Annotated in this window: 13 protein-coding genes; 5 read left to right on the top strand and 8 right to left on the bottom strand. The window is 74.0% G+C overall.

Translation table 11 applies throughout. The features are described 5' to 3' along the window. The first annotated feature begins 93 nt into the window (after positions 1 to 93). Positions 94 to 1,905: a glycoside hydrolase family 15 protein gene (locus AL2_RS16380; RefSeq protein ID WP_067634727.1), complete on the top strand. Its 1,812-nt coding sequence runs from the start codon at positions 94 to 96 to the stop codon at positions 1,903 to 1,905. Then, positions 1,902 to 2,381 (top strand): hypothetical protein, encoded by a 480-nt coding sequence (locus AL2_RS16375; protein WP_067634945.1) that lies wholly within the window; start codon positions 1,902 to 1,904, stop codon positions 2,379 to 2,381. Before AL2_RS16380 ends, AL2_RS16375 begins: the two co-directional genes overlap by 4 nt. A 55-nt stretch (positions 2,382 to 2,436) precedes the next feature. On the opposite strand, the gene AL2_RS16370 is transcribed toward AL2_RS16375, so the two are convergent. Next, on the bottom strand, positions 2,437 to 3,201 hold the full coding sequence (locus AL2_RS16370; RefSeq protein WP_067634726.1) for a class I SAM-dependent methyltransferase: 765 nt from the start codon (positions 3,199 to 3,201) through the stop codon (positions 2,437 to 2,439). Between the two features lie 118 nt (positions 3,202 to 3,319). Between AL2_RS16370 and AL2_RS16365 the strand changes: the two genes are divergently transcribed. Then, the gene (locus AL2_RS16365) at positions 3,320 to 4,255 is read left to right on the top strand and encodes an AraC family transcriptional regulator (protein ID WP_067634725.1); all 936 of its coding nucleotides are present in this window, start codon (positions 3,320 to 3,322) and stop codon (positions 4,253 to 4,255) included. A gap of 59 nt (positions 4,256 to 4,314) precedes the next feature. Here the strand turns inward: AL2_RS16365 and AL2_RS16360 are convergent, their stop codons facing one another. Beyond that, entirely contained in the window at positions 4,315 to 4,566 is a 252-nt protein-coding gene (locus AL2_RS16360; RefSeq protein ID WP_067634724.1) for a DUF1876 domain-containing protein, read from the bottom strand. 183 nt (positions 4,567 to 4,749) lie between these two features. Here AL2_RS16360 and AL2_RS16355 point away from each other — a divergent pair, with 183 nt between their 5' ends. After that, positions 4,750 to 5,955: a glycoside hydrolase family 6 protein gene (locus AL2_RS16355; protein ID WP_067634723.1), complete on the top strand. Its 1,206-nt coding sequence runs from the start codon at positions 4,750 to 4,752 to the stop codon at positions 5,953 to 5,955. Between the two features lie 196 nt (positions 5,956 to 6,151). Here the strand turns inward: AL2_RS16355 and AL2_RS16350 are convergent, their stop codons facing one another. Then, entirely contained in the window at positions 6,152 to 7,075 is a 924-nt protein-coding gene (locus tag AL2_RS16350) for an FAD binding domain-containing protein (protein ID WP_067634722.1), read from the bottom strand. Then, complete coding sequence (locus AL2_RS16345; RefSeq protein ID WP_067634721.1) at positions 7,072 to 9,612, bottom strand: molybdopterin-dependent oxidoreductase; 2,541 nt, start codon at positions 9,610 to 9,612, stop codon at positions 7,072 to 7,074. Before AL2_RS16345 ends, AL2_RS16350 begins: the two co-directional genes overlap by 4 nt. 145 nt (positions 9,613 to 9,757) lie before the next feature. On the opposite strand from AL2_RS16345, the gene AL2_RS16340 reads away from it, so the two are divergent. Further along, on the top strand, positions 9,758 to 10,540 hold the full coding sequence (locus AL2_RS16340) for an SAM-dependent methyltransferase (RefSeq protein ID WP_210747832.1): 783 nt from the start codon (positions 9,758 to 9,760) through the stop codon (positions 10,538 to 10,540). A gap of 243 nt (positions 10,541 to 10,783) precedes the next feature. Here AL2_RS16340 and AL2_RS16335 read toward each other — a convergent pair whose 3' ends face one another. The 4 genes from AL2_RS16335 to AL2_RS16320 form a co-directional block, all read right to left on the bottom strand. Then, the gene (locus tag AL2_RS16335) at positions 10,784 to 11,362 is read right to left on the bottom strand and encodes a hypothetical protein (RefSeq protein ID WP_067634720.1); all 579 of its coding nucleotides are present in this window, start codon (positions 11,360 to 11,362) and stop codon (positions 10,784 to 10,786) included. Next, entirely contained in the window at positions 11,359 to 12,147 is a 789-nt protein-coding gene (locus AL2_RS40260) for a hypothetical protein (RefSeq protein ID WP_245666682.1), read from the bottom strand. The genes AL2_RS16335 and AL2_RS40260 overlap by 4 nt, the downstream gene beginning before the upstream one ends. Positions 12,148 to 12,321: 174 nt before the next feature. Continuing rightward, positions 12,322 to 14,811, bottom strand: coding sequence for an NACHT domain-containing protein (locus AL2_RS16325; RefSeq protein ID WP_157438193.1), 2,490 nt, complete (start codon positions 14,809 to 14,811; stop codon positions 12,322 to 12,324). Beyond that, complete coding sequence (locus AL2_RS16320) at positions 14,808 to 15,470, bottom strand: hypothetical protein (RefSeq protein WP_067634717.1); 663 nt, start codon at positions 15,468 to 15,470, stop codon at positions 14,808 to 14,810. The genes AL2_RS16325 and AL2_RS16320 overlap by 4 nt, the downstream gene beginning before the upstream one ends. Positions 15,471 to 15,490: the final 20 nt, after the last annotated feature.

Here is a 15,490-nt window from a genome sequence, read left to right as displayed (position 1 = left end):
GGGGGGGCGGAGGTAACGGACTGTGACCGGGTGAGAACATGGGTCCATGGAAGTCGGCGGTCTTCCCGGTGACGGCTCGTACGGTCCGGGCACATGACGGCCCTGCGGAGCGACGGCTACGTCCGGCTGCGCGACTACGCGGTGATCGGGGACGGGCGGAGCGCCGCGCTGATCGCCGCCGACGGGTCCGTGGACTGGCTGGGACTGCCGGACCTGGACTCCCCCTCGGTGTTCGCCGCCGTCCTGGACCCCGCCCGAGGCGGCCGCTTCCGGCTGGAGCCGGCGGAGCCCTTCACGTCCGCGCGCCGGTACCTGCCGGGCACGAACGTGCTGGAGACCACGTTCACCACCGGCCGCGGCAGCGTGCGGGTCACCGACGCGCTGACCCTGGAGGACGGCGGGAACCTGGGACCGGCGCGCGAATTGCAGCGGCGCCTCGACGGCGTGGCCGGGACCGTGCCGCTGCGCTGGAGCGTGGAGCCGCGATTCGGTTACGGCGCCCGCCGTCCACGCATCGCGCGGCGCGCCGGCGTACCGGTGTTCGTGGCGGGCGGGGACGCGCTCGCGGTCTGTACCTGGGACGCGGGCGAGCCGGAGTGCGCAGGCGGCGCGATCCATGGCCGTCTCGAACTGGGGCAGGGGCGGCAGGCCCTGCTGGCGATGCCGTTCGCGCACCAGGAGCCGCTCGTCCTGCCGGCCCGTTCCGAGTGCGACACGCGTATGGAGCAGACCATCGCGGCCTGGCAGGGCTGGTCGCGGGACCGGTCCTACCAAGGGATGTGGCGGGACGCCGTCCTTCGCAGCGCGCTGGCGCTCAAGCTCCTGATCTTCGCGCCGTCGGGGGCGATCGCCGCCGCGGTGACGTCCTCGCTGCCGGAACACATCGGAGGCGAGCGCAACTGGGACTACCGCTTCTCCTGGATCCGCGACTCGATGTTCACCCTGGAGGCGCTCCTGCGGCTGGGATGCTCGGCCGAGGCGGACGCCTACTTCTGGTGGCTCATGCACGCCACCCAGCTCACGCATCCGCGGCTGCGGGTGCTCTACCGGCTGGACGGCGGCGGCCGCGCCCCGGAACGCACGCTGCCCCTGCGGGGGTACCGCGGTTCCAGGCCGGTGCGGATCGGGAACGCGGCGGGCGCCCAGGTCCAGCTGGACACCTACGGCGAGCTGCTGCAGACCGGCTGGCTGTACGCCGGTGCCGCCGGACGGCTGGACGCGGACCTCGCCCGGCGCCTGGCCGAGCTGGCCGACTTCGTCTGCGACGTCTGGCAGCGGCCGGACTCGGGAATCTGGGAGGTGCGCAGCGCTCCCCTGCACTTCACGCATTCGAAGATGATGTGCTGGATCGCGCTCGACCGGGCCGTCGACCTGTGCGAGCGCGGGCTGATCCGGGACCGGGGTTCGGCGCGCTGGCGGCGCGTCCGCGCCCAGATACGCGACTTCGTCGAGACGCGCTGCTTCTCCTCCCGCCGCCGCTGCTACACGCGCTCCGCCGACGGCTCGGAACTCGACGCCGCCGTCCTGCTCGGCCTCCTCCACGGCTACGCGCGTCCAGGCGATCCCCGCATGCGCGCCACGGTCGACGCCGTGGGACGGGAACTGCGGCACGGCCCGTTCGTCGAGCGGTACTCCGGCGAGGACGGGCTGGCCGGCACCGAGGGCGCGTTCCTGGCGTGCTCCTTCTGGCTGGCCGAGTGCCTCGCCCGCACCGGGCGCCTCGACCAGGCCGTCGCGCTGATGGACGACCTGGTCGGGCTGGCCAACGATGTCGGCCTGTACGCCGAGGAGATCGAGCCGGGCACCGGCGCCTTCCTGGGCAACCTGCCCCAGGGGCTGAGCCACCTGGCACTGATCAATGCCGCGTGCGCCATCGGCTCGGCCGCCGGGGAGGCGAACCGGTGAACGCCTGGGGAACCGCCGCGGGCGCCTTCGTCGGCACACTGCTGCTGACCACCGTCCTGCGGGCCGCCAGCGAGTTCAGGCTCACCCGCATGGACCTGCCCTTCCTGCTCGGCACCGCCGTGACCGCGAACCGGGCCCGCGCCAAGGCGATCGGCTACCTCATGCACTTCGCCAACGGCGAGTTGTTCGCCTTCGTCTACTACGCCGTCTTCCTCGCCATCGGCCACGCCGGCTGGTGGCTCGGAGCGCTCTTCGGCCTGCTGCACGGAATGTTCGCCGGCACCGCACTGGTGAACATCCTGCTGCCGCTGGTCCACCCGCGGATGGGCAGCCCGCTGACCAGCGCCCCCAAGGTCGCCCTGCTGGAACCCCCGGGCTTCTTCATGCTCAACTACGGGCCCAGCACGCCACTGGTCACCGTCCTCGCCCATGTGGGTTTCGGAGCCGTGGTCGGAGGCTTCACCTCGCTCGGATGACCCTGCTCACCGGCCTGTCCCAGCCGGTGCCCGCCGCGGCGCCCGCCCGGCCGCTTCAGCTCGATGGCCGGGTCGCCTGCACGAAGGTGATCCGGCCGAACCTGTGGTCGGTGTGCGCGACCTCCCGGGCGTCGCCGAACCCCGCCTCGGCGAGCAGCGCGACGATGCCGCCGTCGTGGTTGCGGGCCACGACGGGGCTGTGCGCCACCCGTGAGCGCAGGGCTCGCGGCAGGTGCCGGACGGCATGGGCCAGGCCGCGGCCGTGACCGGCGTGACCGGCGTGACCGGCGTGACCGGCGTCTTCGCCGGACGAGGGGCCTCCGAAGTCGGCGATGGTGACCCTTCCTCCCGGCCGGAGGGCACGCAGCGCATCGCGCGCGAACGCGCTCCGGCCCTCGTCATCGACGTGGTGCAGGGCCAGCGACGAGACCACATGGTCGAGCGAGGCGTCCTCGACGGGGATGCGGTCGGCGTAGCCCCGCACGAGAGTCAGGCCGACGCCGCGGCGGCGCGCCTTCCGCGCCGCCCTGCGCAGCGCGGCCCCGTCGGGGTCGAGGCCGGTCACCTGCGCGCCCGGCTGGGCCGCGAGCACGGCCAGCGACAGGTTGCCCGTGCCGCAGCCGACGTCGGCCACCGCCTGGCCGGGCTCGATGCCGGCGAGCTCGACCGCGCGCTCATGCAGCACGCGGACGCCGCCCACCCGGGTGAAGGCGTCGTAGAACGGCAGAAGCCAGGTCTTGCCCGCACCCGGCAGGAACGGGCGATCCCGCTCCTCCGGGGTTCGCTGGTCGAGGATGCGTACGCGGGTGGAAGCCGCCATGGGTACCCCTTGTCCGTTCGGTGGCGGGACTGCCCGCTGTGGCCCGCGGCAGACCCCGTGTCATCACGTCCAGTCTTGGACATTCCGGGGTCGCCGAGCAGGACATACCTTGGCAGCCATGGGACATTCTTCGGTCGGTGCCCAGCTGGGCTCGGGGTCGGCGCTGCGTACCGCAGGGCTCGACGGGGCGCCCGTGTACCGCTACCGGCAGCGGCCCGGCGCGCCCGCGGTCTCGGTGGCCCGCTTCGACACCGAGACCGCCCACGCCGACCTCCCGCCGAACCACCGGCACGCCCACGACTTCCTCGTCCTGGTCTACATCGAGGAGGGCGCGGGTTCGGTCACCATCGACGGCGCCGAACGGCGGCTGCGCGGCGGCGACGTCCACGCCGTGTCGCCCGGGCAGGTCATCGGCGCCACGACCGTCGCCGAACTCGCCCGCGGCCGCGCGTGGGCGGTCGCGTTCACGCCGGACGCCATCCCCGCCCTGGCCTCGGTCTCCCCACTGGCCTGGACCCGCCACCCCCTCCTCGCCTTGTTCGCACCCGGCGCGGGGCACGGGCGGGTCGCCGAACCCGCCCGGGCGGGCTGGTCGGCGTGGCTGGCGGACCTGGCCGCCGAACTCGCCGACCCGGGTCGGCTCGGCGCCCACGAAGCCGTTCCCGCCACGCTCACCCGGCTCCTGGTCGCGGCCGCGCGCCTGGCGCCCTCCGTGCCGGGCGCGGCGGACCCGCTCGTCGAGCGGGTCTTCGCCGAGATCGAGGCCACGTTCCGCGAACCGGTCTCCGCCGCGGACGTCGCCCGCGCACTCGGCTACACCCCCGGACACCTCACGACCGTGCTCCGCAGGCGCACCGGCCGCCCCCTGCTCGAATGGATCACCGAACGGCGCATGATCGAGGTCCGGCGGATGCTGCGCGAGACCGACCTGCCCCTCGACGCCGTGGCCGCCAGGACCGGCCTGCGCGACGCCGCCTACCTCGTCCGCCGCTTCCGCGACCGCCACGGCGTCACACCGCAGCGATGGCGCCGCGCCGAACGCGCATGGTCATGACGCGTGCTTGGTCATGAAGCGTGCTTGATCATGACCCGTGCATGGCCGGTGACCCGGCTTTACCCCGAACCCGGGAGCCGGGCGATGTCCTTGTCGGCGGCCCCGTGCAGCCGGCCGGCCAGGTCCGCCAGCGCCCGCGCCACGGCGAGTTCGTCGCCGATCTCCGCGACCTCGGGATCGACCGGATTGCGGCGTGCCCGGCCGTCCCCGGTCGCGTGCTCCTCGCCGCCGCTGAACAGCACCACACGCGCGTGCGTCTCCGGACCGTCCTCGCTGATGTAGACCTCTACGCTCCACTGCTTCGTCTTCATGACGAACCCCCTTTCGCCAGTTTCATTTCCATCGTTGGGCCGGCGTGAACACCGTCGCGCACGGGCCATCGGTCCGGGCGTCGGAATGTTGGGTCTTGACGGATCCCCGGAGGGTGATCAGACTCCCCGGCATGGGAGCGCTCCCACGGCTTCCTCCACCACCCCGACGATCTGGAGTACTGGATGAGACGACGCATCGGGATCCTCGCCGCCGCCGCGGCGAGCATCGTCGCGGTCCTCGCGGCGCCGGCGCCGGCGCAGGCGTTAGGGCACGACGATCCGCTGGCCGGGAAGACCCGGTTCTACGTCGAGCCCGCGACCAACGCGGGGCGGCAGGCCGACATCTGGGCGGCCGAGGGGCGCACGGCCGACGCGGCGCACATGCGGGCCCTGTCCAAGGTCTCGCAGGCGATCTGGTTCACCGGCGGCACGCCCGCCGAGGTGCGGACGGCGGTGCGGCGGACGATGGCCAGGGCCGCCGCGCAGCACGCCGTTCCGGTGCTGGTGGCGTACAACGTTCCGGGCCGGGACTGCTCGCAGTACTCGGCGGGCGGCGCTGCGGACGAGGCCGCCTACCGCGCATGGATCGCCGCCTTCTCCAGGGGGATCGGCGGCGGCCGGGCCGTGGTGATCGTCGAGCCCGACGGGCTGGCGCTGCTGTCCAGCGAGCCGTGGTGCAACGAGGGCGGTGGCGGCACCACCGGAATGCCGGAGGACCTCGCCCGGGTCGACGAGCGCTTCCGCGAGATCAACTACGCGATCAGCACCCTGCAGCGGCTGCCGCGCACCGGCGTCTACGTGGACTCGGGGCACTCGGACTGGCAGCCGCTCAACGACTACGACGCCGGATACGGCGTACCGAGCGCCCAGCTCGGCATGGCCAGCCGACTCCTCAAGGGCGGCATCGCCAAGGCCGACGGCTTCGCGCTGAACGTCTCCAACTACCGCAGCACCGACGAGCTGGTCTCCTACGGCACCAGGCTGTCGAAGTGCCTGCGCTTCCGCCAGGAGACGGGCGCGGCCAGTTGCTCCGACGCCGACCTGGCCGGCGTCCGGGACGATCCGCGCACGCTCCCGCACTTCGTCCTGGACACCAGCCGCAACGGCCAGGGGCCATGGACGCCTCCGGAGGGCACGTACACCGACCCTCAGGTCTGGTGCAACCCGCCGGGCCGCGGCCTGGGCTACCGGCCCTCGACCCGCACCGGTGATCCCCTGGTCGACGCCTTCCTCTGGGTCAAGCGTCCCGGCGAATCCGACGGCCAGTGCACCCGCGGCACGGCCGGTCCGGAGGATCCCGAGTACGGCGTGGTCGATCCGGCGGCGGGCGTCTGGTGGCCCGAGTACGCCTTGGGCCTCTCCCAGCGAGCCGTGCCTCCGCTTCGCTGACCGGGCCGAACCGAGCACGGACGCCCCGGCTCCGTGACCGCCCAGCACCGTGACCACGGGCTCCGCCCCCCCGGACGGGGCCGGAGCCCGTGGTCAGCACCCGTCGCCCGAAAGACGACCTCGGGTGTCAGCGCACCAGCGCGTCGTTTCTGGTCGGGCGACTTGGCCTGGGCTTGGAGCGGTCGTGGTCCAGCGGTCAGGACGGAGGGGCCGCGCAGGCGGTGAGGGTGTCGAGCACCGTGGTGTGCAGGAGAGCGACCTTGTAGGTGGTCTGAGGGAAGGGGCGGGAGTGGGCGGCTGCCAGGCTTGCGGCGTCTGCCAGGGTCTCTCGTGTGGCGGGCCTGCCTATGAGGGCCTCAGCCGCTTCTGGGAGGAGTAGCGGCGTGCGGGCTACTCCGCCTACGGCTATTGCGGCGGTCGTGATGGTGTCGCCGTCGAAGGTCAGGCGGGCGGCGGCTTCGACCAGCGGCCATTCGGCCATTTCGCGGGCGGTGGCGCGGCGGTAGGCGGCCCGTTCGGGCGTGGGAGAGGGCAGGAGGACGGCCTGGAGGATCTCGGCGGGGTCCAGGCGGTGGTCGCGTGTCGGGTCGGTGCCGTCGCCGTACAGGTCGGCGATGCTCAAGGGGGCACGGTCGTGCACTTCGGCTGTGGCGGCGTAGGCGAGGAGGGCCACGGCGAGCGAGGACGGGTGGGGGGCGATGCAGGGGCCCTGGTCGATGACGGCCGAGTAGAGGTGGGCGCCGTCGCGGGCGGGGCAGCTGTCGCCTCCCGTCTGGTGGCAGGTGAAGGCGTTGCGCGGGTACCAGCAGCGGTTGCGCTGCAGGAGGTTGCCGCCGACGGTGGCCACGTTGCGGATCTGCGGGGTGGCGATGGCGGCGGCCGTGGCGGCGAGCGCCGGATAGGCGGCGGTGAGGCGGTCGTCGGCGAGCAGGTCGGCGACCGTGGTGAGGGCGCCGATGCGGGCGGAGCCGTCCGGTCGCCAGGTGATGCCGCGCAGGCCGGGGATGCCGAGCAGGTCGACCGGGGGGCGGGCCGCCCGCGTCATGACGTCGGTGCCGCCTGCGCGCAGCTCGCCGCCGGTGTCGCGGACGGCTCGGGCGGCGTCCTCGATGGTGGTCACGCGCCGATCCCCTCCAGGAGCCGGTCGGGCCGGATGGGCAGGTCGTGCGGGCGCCAGCCGGTGGCGTGCCGGACGGCGTTGCCGACCGAGGCGGCGACGGCCACGGTGCAGATCTCGCCCAGGCCGATGCCGCGGCCGGGGACGTGGTCCCAGCCCTCGGTGTGGAAGTACACGTCAATCTCCGGAGTGTCCGCGATGCCCGGGATGCGATAGTCCTCCAGGTTCGCGGTGAGGACGGTGCCGGTGGCCGGGTCGTCCTGGCGCTGCTCGAACAGGGCGTAGCCGATGCCCTGGACGACTCCGCCCTCGCACTGGTTGCGGGCCAGCCGGGGTGCGTAGATGTGGCCGGCCGCCACTCCGCACCAGACGCGGGTCGGCTTGACGCGGCCGAGCAGGGTGTCCACCTCGACCTCGGTGACGACGACGGCTCCCGAGAAGCCCCGTCCGATGGCGAAGTGGTCGAGGGGGAAGGGCGTGACGTAGCCGCGGCGGTCCCGGGGACGCCTGCCGACGACCTGGAGCCCTTCGGCCTCGTCGAGGGAGCGGCTGCCGAGCGCCTTGCCGAGCCGGCGCGCCGCGTCCTCGGCCGCCGGGGCGATGGACGGGGTGGAGCAGCTGCTGGCGGACGTGGGCCCGTAGGCGTGGTCGCTGCGGCCCAGCTCGACGCGGACCTGGCCCGGCCGCAGGCCGAGCGCGGACCGGACGACCTCGGCGATCACCGAGCGGCTGCCGGTCCCGATGTCCTGGGTGGCGATGCGGGCGACCACGGCGCCCTGCTCGACCGTCAGCGAGACCCTGGTGCCGGGGTCGAGGAAGTACATGTAGTTGGCGGCCGCGACGCCCACGCCGCGGCGGAGGCGGCCGTCGCCGGGGTCGGCGCGGTCGCGCCACACGGGCAGGGCCGCGGCCCGGTCGTAGAGCGCGTGGCGCTTGGCGTTGCCGTCCCAGCGGCGGCGCAGCTCGATGGGGTCCTCGCCGCGGCGCAGCGCCACCTCGTCCACGGCCTGCTCCAGCGCCCACAGCATCGGCGGCAGGCCGGGGCCGCGGAAGGGTATGCCCGGCGGACGGTTGGTGACGTGGTCGTAGTCGCGGATCCGGCGGGGCGCGTTGCCGTAGAAGAAGCGCGAGTGCCAGGCCGCGTTGGACCCGATGGAGACGCCGGCGTCGCCGTGCCCGTCCATGGTGAAGGCGGACAGCCGGCCGTCGGCGTCGGCGAGCAGGGCAAGCTCGATGCGCACCCCGGGGCGGCTGCCGCCGTCGACGAGCTCCTCCGCCCTGCTGAGGACGACCCGGACCGGCGCGCCGTGCAGCCGGGACAGCTCCACGGCGGCGGCCACGTCCGAGGTGACGTTGACCTTGGAGCCGAAACCGCCGCCCACGTGCTCGGCCACGATGTGGACCTGTTCCGGGCGGAGCTTCCAGCGCTTGGCGGCCTGTTCGGCGACCCGGGTCACGGCCTGGGTGGACAGGTGGAGATGCAGGTCACCGCCGTCCCAGCGGGCCACGCAGCCGTGCGGCTCCATGCAGGTGTGGGCCTGCGCGGACGTGGTGTAGGTGGCCTCCACCAGGGTCTGGCCGCCGTCGTTCCGGGCTTCGCCGCCGGCCCGAGCCTGCTCGATGCGCTTCGCGGCGGTGCGTCCACGCCAGCTCATGCCTGCGGGTCCGCGGACGTTGCCGTTCCACTTGGCGGACGCGAGCGGGCCTTCGTTGGCGCGGGGAGCGCGCTTGCGCGACTCCCCGGTCGGGTAGACGACGGTCTCGTCCTCCGGCGAGAGGGCGGCGGGCAGCACCGTGTACTCCACCTCGACCCGCGCCGCGGCGGCGAGCGCTTCGGTCCTGGTGGGCGCGGCGACCGCGGCCACCGGCTGGCCCGCGTACCGGACGACGCGGTCGGGCGGCAGCAGTTCGGCCAGCGGGCCGTCGTACCGGATCTCGCCGACCTCCGCGTGCGCGTGCGGCGACCGTACGATCACGCCTTCGAGCTGCCCGTCCAGGACGACGTCCGCCGTGTACCGCGCCGCGCCCGTGATCTTGTCGAGGGCCTCCACGCGTACCGGCGTCACGGCGTCCCCGTCGTGCTTGCCCGCGCACGCCGCCGCGACCGCCGCGTAGATGCCGGCGTAGGCTCCGCAGCGGCACAGGTGGCCCGCGAGGGCCTCGGCGATCTGCTCGCGGGACGGCTCGGCGGTGCCGTGCTCGGCCCGCCACCGGTCCATGAACGCCGCCGCCTCCACCACGAAGCCCGGCGTGCAGTAGCCGCACTGGAGCGCGTCGTGCTCGGCGAAGGCCCGCTGCACCGGGTGGTCGCCGCCGAGCCCCTCCACGGTCGTGACCTCGCGGTCGGCCACCGCGCCGGCGGGTAGCAGGCAGCTCGCCGCCGTGCGCCCGTCCACCAGCACCGTGCAGGTGCCGCACACGCCGGTGCCGCAGGCGACCTTGGTCCCGGTCAGCCCCATCCGCTCCCGCAGCACCCGCGCCACGGTCTCGTCGGGCTCGACACCGGCGTCGACGGGTTTGCCGTTGAGGCTGAATTCCATGCGCGCTCCATGCGCCGGGGGGGGTGATCAGCGTCATCGTGGCACAGCGACTTCCGTAAATCACTACTTATGCATGATCTATGATTGTTTCCAACGACATATCGCCCACGGCAGACGGGAACCATCGGTGCCGCAAGAGCCAGGCGTGCCGCAGGGGATCGATCCGAACACCCCGAACGTGGCCAGGATGTACGACTACGTGCTCGGCGGTAAGGACAACTACGCCGCCGACCGCGAACTCTCGGGCCACCTCATCGCCTCCATTCCGGACGGCGTCGAAGCCCTGCGCGCGAACCGCCGCTTCCTCGGCCGCGCCATCGCCTACGTCGCCGAACAGGGCATCGACCAGTTCATCGACCTCGGCGCGGGACTGCCCAACCAGGGCAACGTCCACGAGATCGCGCAGGGTATCCACCCGCACGCCCGGGTCGTCTACGTGGACATCGACCCGATCGTCATCGTGCACGCCCGCGCCCTGCTGGCCGCCGACGACCGCACTGCCGCGATCCAGGCCGACATGCGCACCCCGGAGACCGTCTTCGCCTCCGACGCCGTGGCCCGCCTCATCGACTTCGACCGCCCGCTCGGCGTCATCTTCAACGCCATGCTGCACTTCATCACCGACGACGAGGACCCCGCGGGCATCGTCGCCGCCTTCACCGACCGCCTGGCCCCCGGCAGCCACCTCGTCATCTCCCACAGCACCCTCGACGACCGTCCCGCCGATCTCGTCCAGATCATCGAGGCCGCCTACGAGAACGCCTCGGCGACCATGAACTTCCGCGATCACGACCAGATCCTGCGCCTGTTCAACGGCCTCTCCCTCGTCGAGCCCGGCCTGGTCAAGGTGAACCGGTGGCGCACCGACGCCACCGAGGCCGCGGCGAGCGGCGGCGCCTGGGTCTACGGCGGCGTCGCCGTCAAGTGACCGCGCCGTGAAATGACCGCGCCGTGAAGTGACGGCGCCGGCCTCGGCTCCGCTCGCGGAAGGCCGGGCCGCCCGCCCCCGGGAGCGGGAGCGGGCGGCCGGGACGGCGGGGGATCAGCAGCCGGTGCCGGGAGCGGCCCGGAAGACGGTGTGGCTGCGCGCCACCCTGCCCCTCCGCGATCCGGATGACGCGCCCGCCGGCGGACGTCTCCTGGAAGCAGACGAAGCCCGCCGGGCACTCCGTCAGGGCTCGTAGTGGACGTTGACCGAGGAGACCCTGTCGTTCATCGCGGAACCGACATAGGGAACTCTGCTGTAGTTGTGCCAGGCCGCATGGCGGCCTTGGTAGACGGCGTCCTCCCACATGTTGACGTAATTGCAGCTATGGTGGCCGGCGGACCACGATGAGATCTTGTCGTTGATGTTCCAGAAGGTGGTCTCCAGGTTGCGGATTCCGTAGCCCTCCGTGTCGCACGGCCCGTATTTGCCGTACCAGCTCTTGGTGAGCCCGCCATAGTTGGCGTCGGCGTACATCACCAGGAGGAGGGTGTCGGCGGCGGCGCCCACCGCGCCCCGCGCCTCCTTCTCGGACGGCGCGCAGCCCTGCCGCAGCACCCGCGACGACGTCTCGCCGGGCCGCATGCGGTCCAGCACGTAGGCGCAGTGGGTCGCGGCGGCCCTGCCGGCCGTGACCGCCTTACCGTCCGTGGCCGCCGGACGCTCGGACGGCCGCCCCGCGGCCGTCGCCGTCCCCGCGCCGGCTCCGGACAGGAGTGCGGCGGCGCCGAGCACCACCGCGGCCTTCGAGACCGCTCCGTTCATTTTCTGCTCCCTCTCGTGAGGATCAGCTGGGAAGTTCCCAGCGCTGGTTCACATCGGTCCGGCAGTCCCAGAGTTGGAGGGCATTCATCGAGCCGACGTTCGTCCAGCCGCCGTTCCGCAGGATCTGGGAGAGGAAGTTGGCGCAGTCGTTGCCGTACTGGTCCCCGCATTTCGGCCGGCACCCGTGAACCGCCCGGCTCCGCCCGCCCCGTGGGCGGCCGGCTCTTCTCGGCGCGGACGTAGGGGATGGGGTCCAGCGCGTCCTCCGGGACGTCGAGCACATCGGCCGAGAGCTTCCACGCACCGCCCGAGCGGTCGAACCGGAGCGTGTGGCCGAGCCGGTAACTGGTGCTCTCCGGCACGTCCGCGGACCGTTTCCGGGCCGCCAGGAGAAGGTCGGTCGTCTCGATCAGCGTCAGCTCGGCGGCCTTCCCGCGCACCGACGCCTCGGCGTGCTCGATGGTGACCTCGGCACCGCTGAACTCGGCGGGCGTTCCGGCGAACGTCGCGCGCAGCCGGTCCAGTCCGGGCGCCTCGGCGGCGGTGCGCGCCGCGAACGCCTCCGTGGCGCCGACACGGCTGAGCGTCGCCGGGGCGGCCCGGTCGACCGGTGCGTAGGCGCTGGTGACACGCGCGGCGCGGTCCTGGAGATACTGCCGGGCCAGCCCGATCAGAAGATCGCGGTCGGACGCGTCCTTCGCGGCGGCGGGCACCGCCGACCCCGAGACCAGTAAGGCCGCGGACCCTGCGACGAATACCAGTCGTCTGCCCCGCTTCACCCTCACGGCGGTCTCCTTTCGCAGGCGTACGCCGGCCTCTTCCGCGCGCCGATGTCCTTCACTCGCGACCCGGTCCCCCGCCGGGCGGCCGGCTCGGGCCAAAGCTATGGGCCGGGTGCTTCACACCGGCTTCGCCGCTGCTTCATGCGGCGCGGAGGGCGGGAACGGCCGGCGGGCCGGCTATTCGCGCGGGGTCAGGAAGTCCTGCAGTTCGCGGTGCCGGAACTGGTAGGCGGCTCCGCTGACACGCAGCAGCCGGGCCTCGCACGCCCAGTCGAGGAAGACCCAGAGCCGCAGCGGGAGCAGGCCGCGCGCGACGGCGACGAGCAGGCCGATCATGGCGCGGGTCCAGGCGATCGCGCCGAACGCGAGGCCGAAGGCCACGCCGCCGGTGACCGCGCACGCCAGCGACACGGCGACGCCCTGGTTCATGGCGAACACCAGGAACGCGGCGACGCCGCCGGTGAGCCCGAAGGCGGTACCGATGACCGGGTCGCGGTGCAGGGCCTCGCGGGGGTGCGCCAGTTCCGCGTCCCGGTTCCAGCCGCCGGTGGTGATCTTGAAGACGATGCCGAGCGCGCAGGCCAGGGCGAACGCCCCCGCGACGCCCAGCGCCAGGAAGACCGGGCCGGCGTGGGCGAGCCGCAGCGGCGGCAGCCCGGTGAGCGCGCCGCACAGCCCGAAGCCCAGCAGCGTGGCCGGTTCGGCGCGGACCGCCCCGGGGACGGTCGGGTGCTCCGCTCCCCGCCGTCCCGCCGCGGTCAGCCCGATGACCGCGCCGAGGGTCGCGCCGCCGGCCGCCCCCGCCGCGACGGCGTAGCCGGGGCCGAACACCCGGCCCCCGGTCAGCGCGAGCCCGGCCAGCCCGCCGAGGACGCCGGCCGGGACGCCGGTCAGGGCGCCGAGCAGGCCGCCGGGCAGGCGCCGCCGACGCGGCACGTTGGCGCGCCCGCCGGCGGCGGCGGGCCACGGCGACAGCGACAGGCCGGTGGCGATGCCCACCCAGCCGGCCATGAGCGCCAGGGTGAGTCCCTCCCCGGCGTCGAGGCCGTCCCGGAGATCGCCCGGACGGTCGACCGCCGAACCCGTCCAGAACGCCAGCATGGCGATGACCGCCAGGACCAGGCAGGTCAGGCAGTGCAGCGCCCGCACCCGGCGCCGCCCGCCGATCGGCCACAGCAGGTGCGGGACGATGTCGATCCCGGTCAGGCCGGGCGGCCGCCCCGCCCCGGCGGCCTGGCGGCGCAGGTGCGCGGCCAGCTGGACGAGCCAGGACCGCACCTGCTCGGGCTGGTACGGGGTGCCGTGGGCGCTGCGCGGGGCGAGCCGGGTCGCCGCCGGGACGTACATGCCGAGCAGCCGCCGGGCGATGCGGTCCGCCGCGTCGCGGGGGTCGGCGGCCGGGTCCGCGGCCAGCAGCTCGGCGGGCCGCGCGCCGGACTCGGCCGCGGTCGCGAGGAGCAGGAGCCGCCACGGCGTGGCCAGCGCCCGGTGCGCGGCCGTCCCCGCCGGGCCGGACAGCGCCGCGCGAACGGCGTCGCGGTGCGCCGCGCAGGGATGCCCGTCCGGCCAGCGGGCCCGCAGGTAGGAGCCGATCTGCGCGGCGGTCAGGTCGTGCAGGTGGATCCGGGCGGCGTCCGCCAGGCCGATCCGGGCGGCGAACAGGTCGGCGTGGCGGTCGGCCCGGCAGGTGACCACGACGGGGCCCGGCCGCCGGCCGGAGAGGTCGCTGTACCGGTTGAGCTCGGTCAGCAGCCCGATCGCCCGGCGGGGCGGCCCGGCGGACGGCTCCGGGTCCAGCTCGTCCAGCCCGTCGATCACCGGCAGCACCCGGCGGCCCCGCACCAGCCGCTGCGCGTCCCCCGCCGCGAGCCCGTAGTCCCGGCGCAGCTGCTCGGCCAGCCACGGCTCGAACGGGCTGCCCAGGGTCCACCTGGCGGCGTTGACGCGGACCGGCACCGTCCGCGGGCCGTCGCGGGCCCCGTCGCCGGTCAGGAAGGGTTCGAGCAGTCGCAGGACGAGTTCGATGGCGAGCACCGTCTTGCCCGCGCCCGACTCCCCCACGATCAGCAGGCGCCGCGGGCTCAGGCCGCCGAAGTACCCGCCGATCGAGTGCAGGTCGCCCCGGGCCCCGCCGCCGGCCTCGCTGAAGGACACCGGCGCGATGCTGTAGCCGCCGAGCATGCCCTTGCGCGCCCGGTCCTCCTCCTTCGCCACCCGCCACGCCAGCAACTCGACGGCCGCGTCCCGTTCCGGACGGTCGGCGGGCTCGGGGCCGCCGACCGCGTCCTCGGCGGCACCGCGGGCGTCGGCCGGTGCGGGCGGCTCCGCGGAACCCGCGAGGGCCGCCCTGGCTGCCCGCCAGCGTTCGACCTCAGCGGGGATCTGCTCGGCCGGGTGGTCGCAGTAGCGGAGGCAGGCCGTGACGAAGGCCCTCACGAAGTCCCAGCGCGGCAGCTTGCCGGTCTGCCGCAGGACGTGCGAGACGGTGCTCTTCGGCAGCGCGTCGATCTCCGCTCCGTCCGAGGCGACCGTCCGGCCGCCGAGGGACCGCAGCCTGCTCAGGGACGGCTCTCCCGCCCATCGCCTGAGCCGGACCAGCGCCCGCACGAAGTCCTCCGTGCTCTCGGCCCCGGCCGGGTCGGGCGGACGGGCGTCGTTGCCGGTCATCCGTCCGCCCCCACCGGCGCCCACGAGAACGCGGCCCTGCCGCGCCGCGGCCACCGGCCGTCCCGGCAGGTGCCCTCCAGCGTCTGGACGTGCCGCGACTCCATCAGGTAGTTGCGCGCCTCGTCGGCCTCGACGAGGTCCCGGCCGACCGCGATGGGCACGAGCCCGTGCCGGGGGATGTAGACCCACCGGCCGCGATCCCAGTCGTAGGGGTCGAACCAGTGGTGGCGGACCGTGCCCGACACCCGCACCTCCCCGCCGGTCCGGGTCAGGACGAACGAGCCCTGAGACCGCAGCATGCTCATCCTGCTGACGTAGAACAGCTCGGTGCCGATGAACGCGTTGATCCGCGCGTCCCAGTGGTCGTTCAGCCAGGTGGAGGCGCCGTCGCCCAGCCGGGCGGCCTCCCGCCGCAGCTGCCGTTCGAACCTGCGCCGGTTCCTGCGCTCGGCGCGGCGGATCGCCCGGAACGAGCGCAGCCAGCGCCGCGACAGCGTGCGGGACTCCCCGGCGCCGTCCATGAAGTGGTCCAGGAAGTCGGCCGCGACCGGGTGCACCGTCCGGCTCTCGGCGACGATCGAGCGGAACAGCGCGGCCAGCTCGGCCGGCGGCCGGCCGGTCCGCCGCCGGAAGCCGCGCAGGAAACCTCGCAGGAGCATGCTCGGGCTCACCACCGAAG

This window comes from Actinomadura latina NBRC 106108 (assembly GCF_001552195.1).
Lineage (GTDB): Bacteria > Actinomycetota > Actinomycetes > Streptosporangiales > Streptosporangiaceae > Spirillospora > Spirillospora latina.
This window is presented reverse-complemented; position numbering and strand designations above follow the sequence as displayed.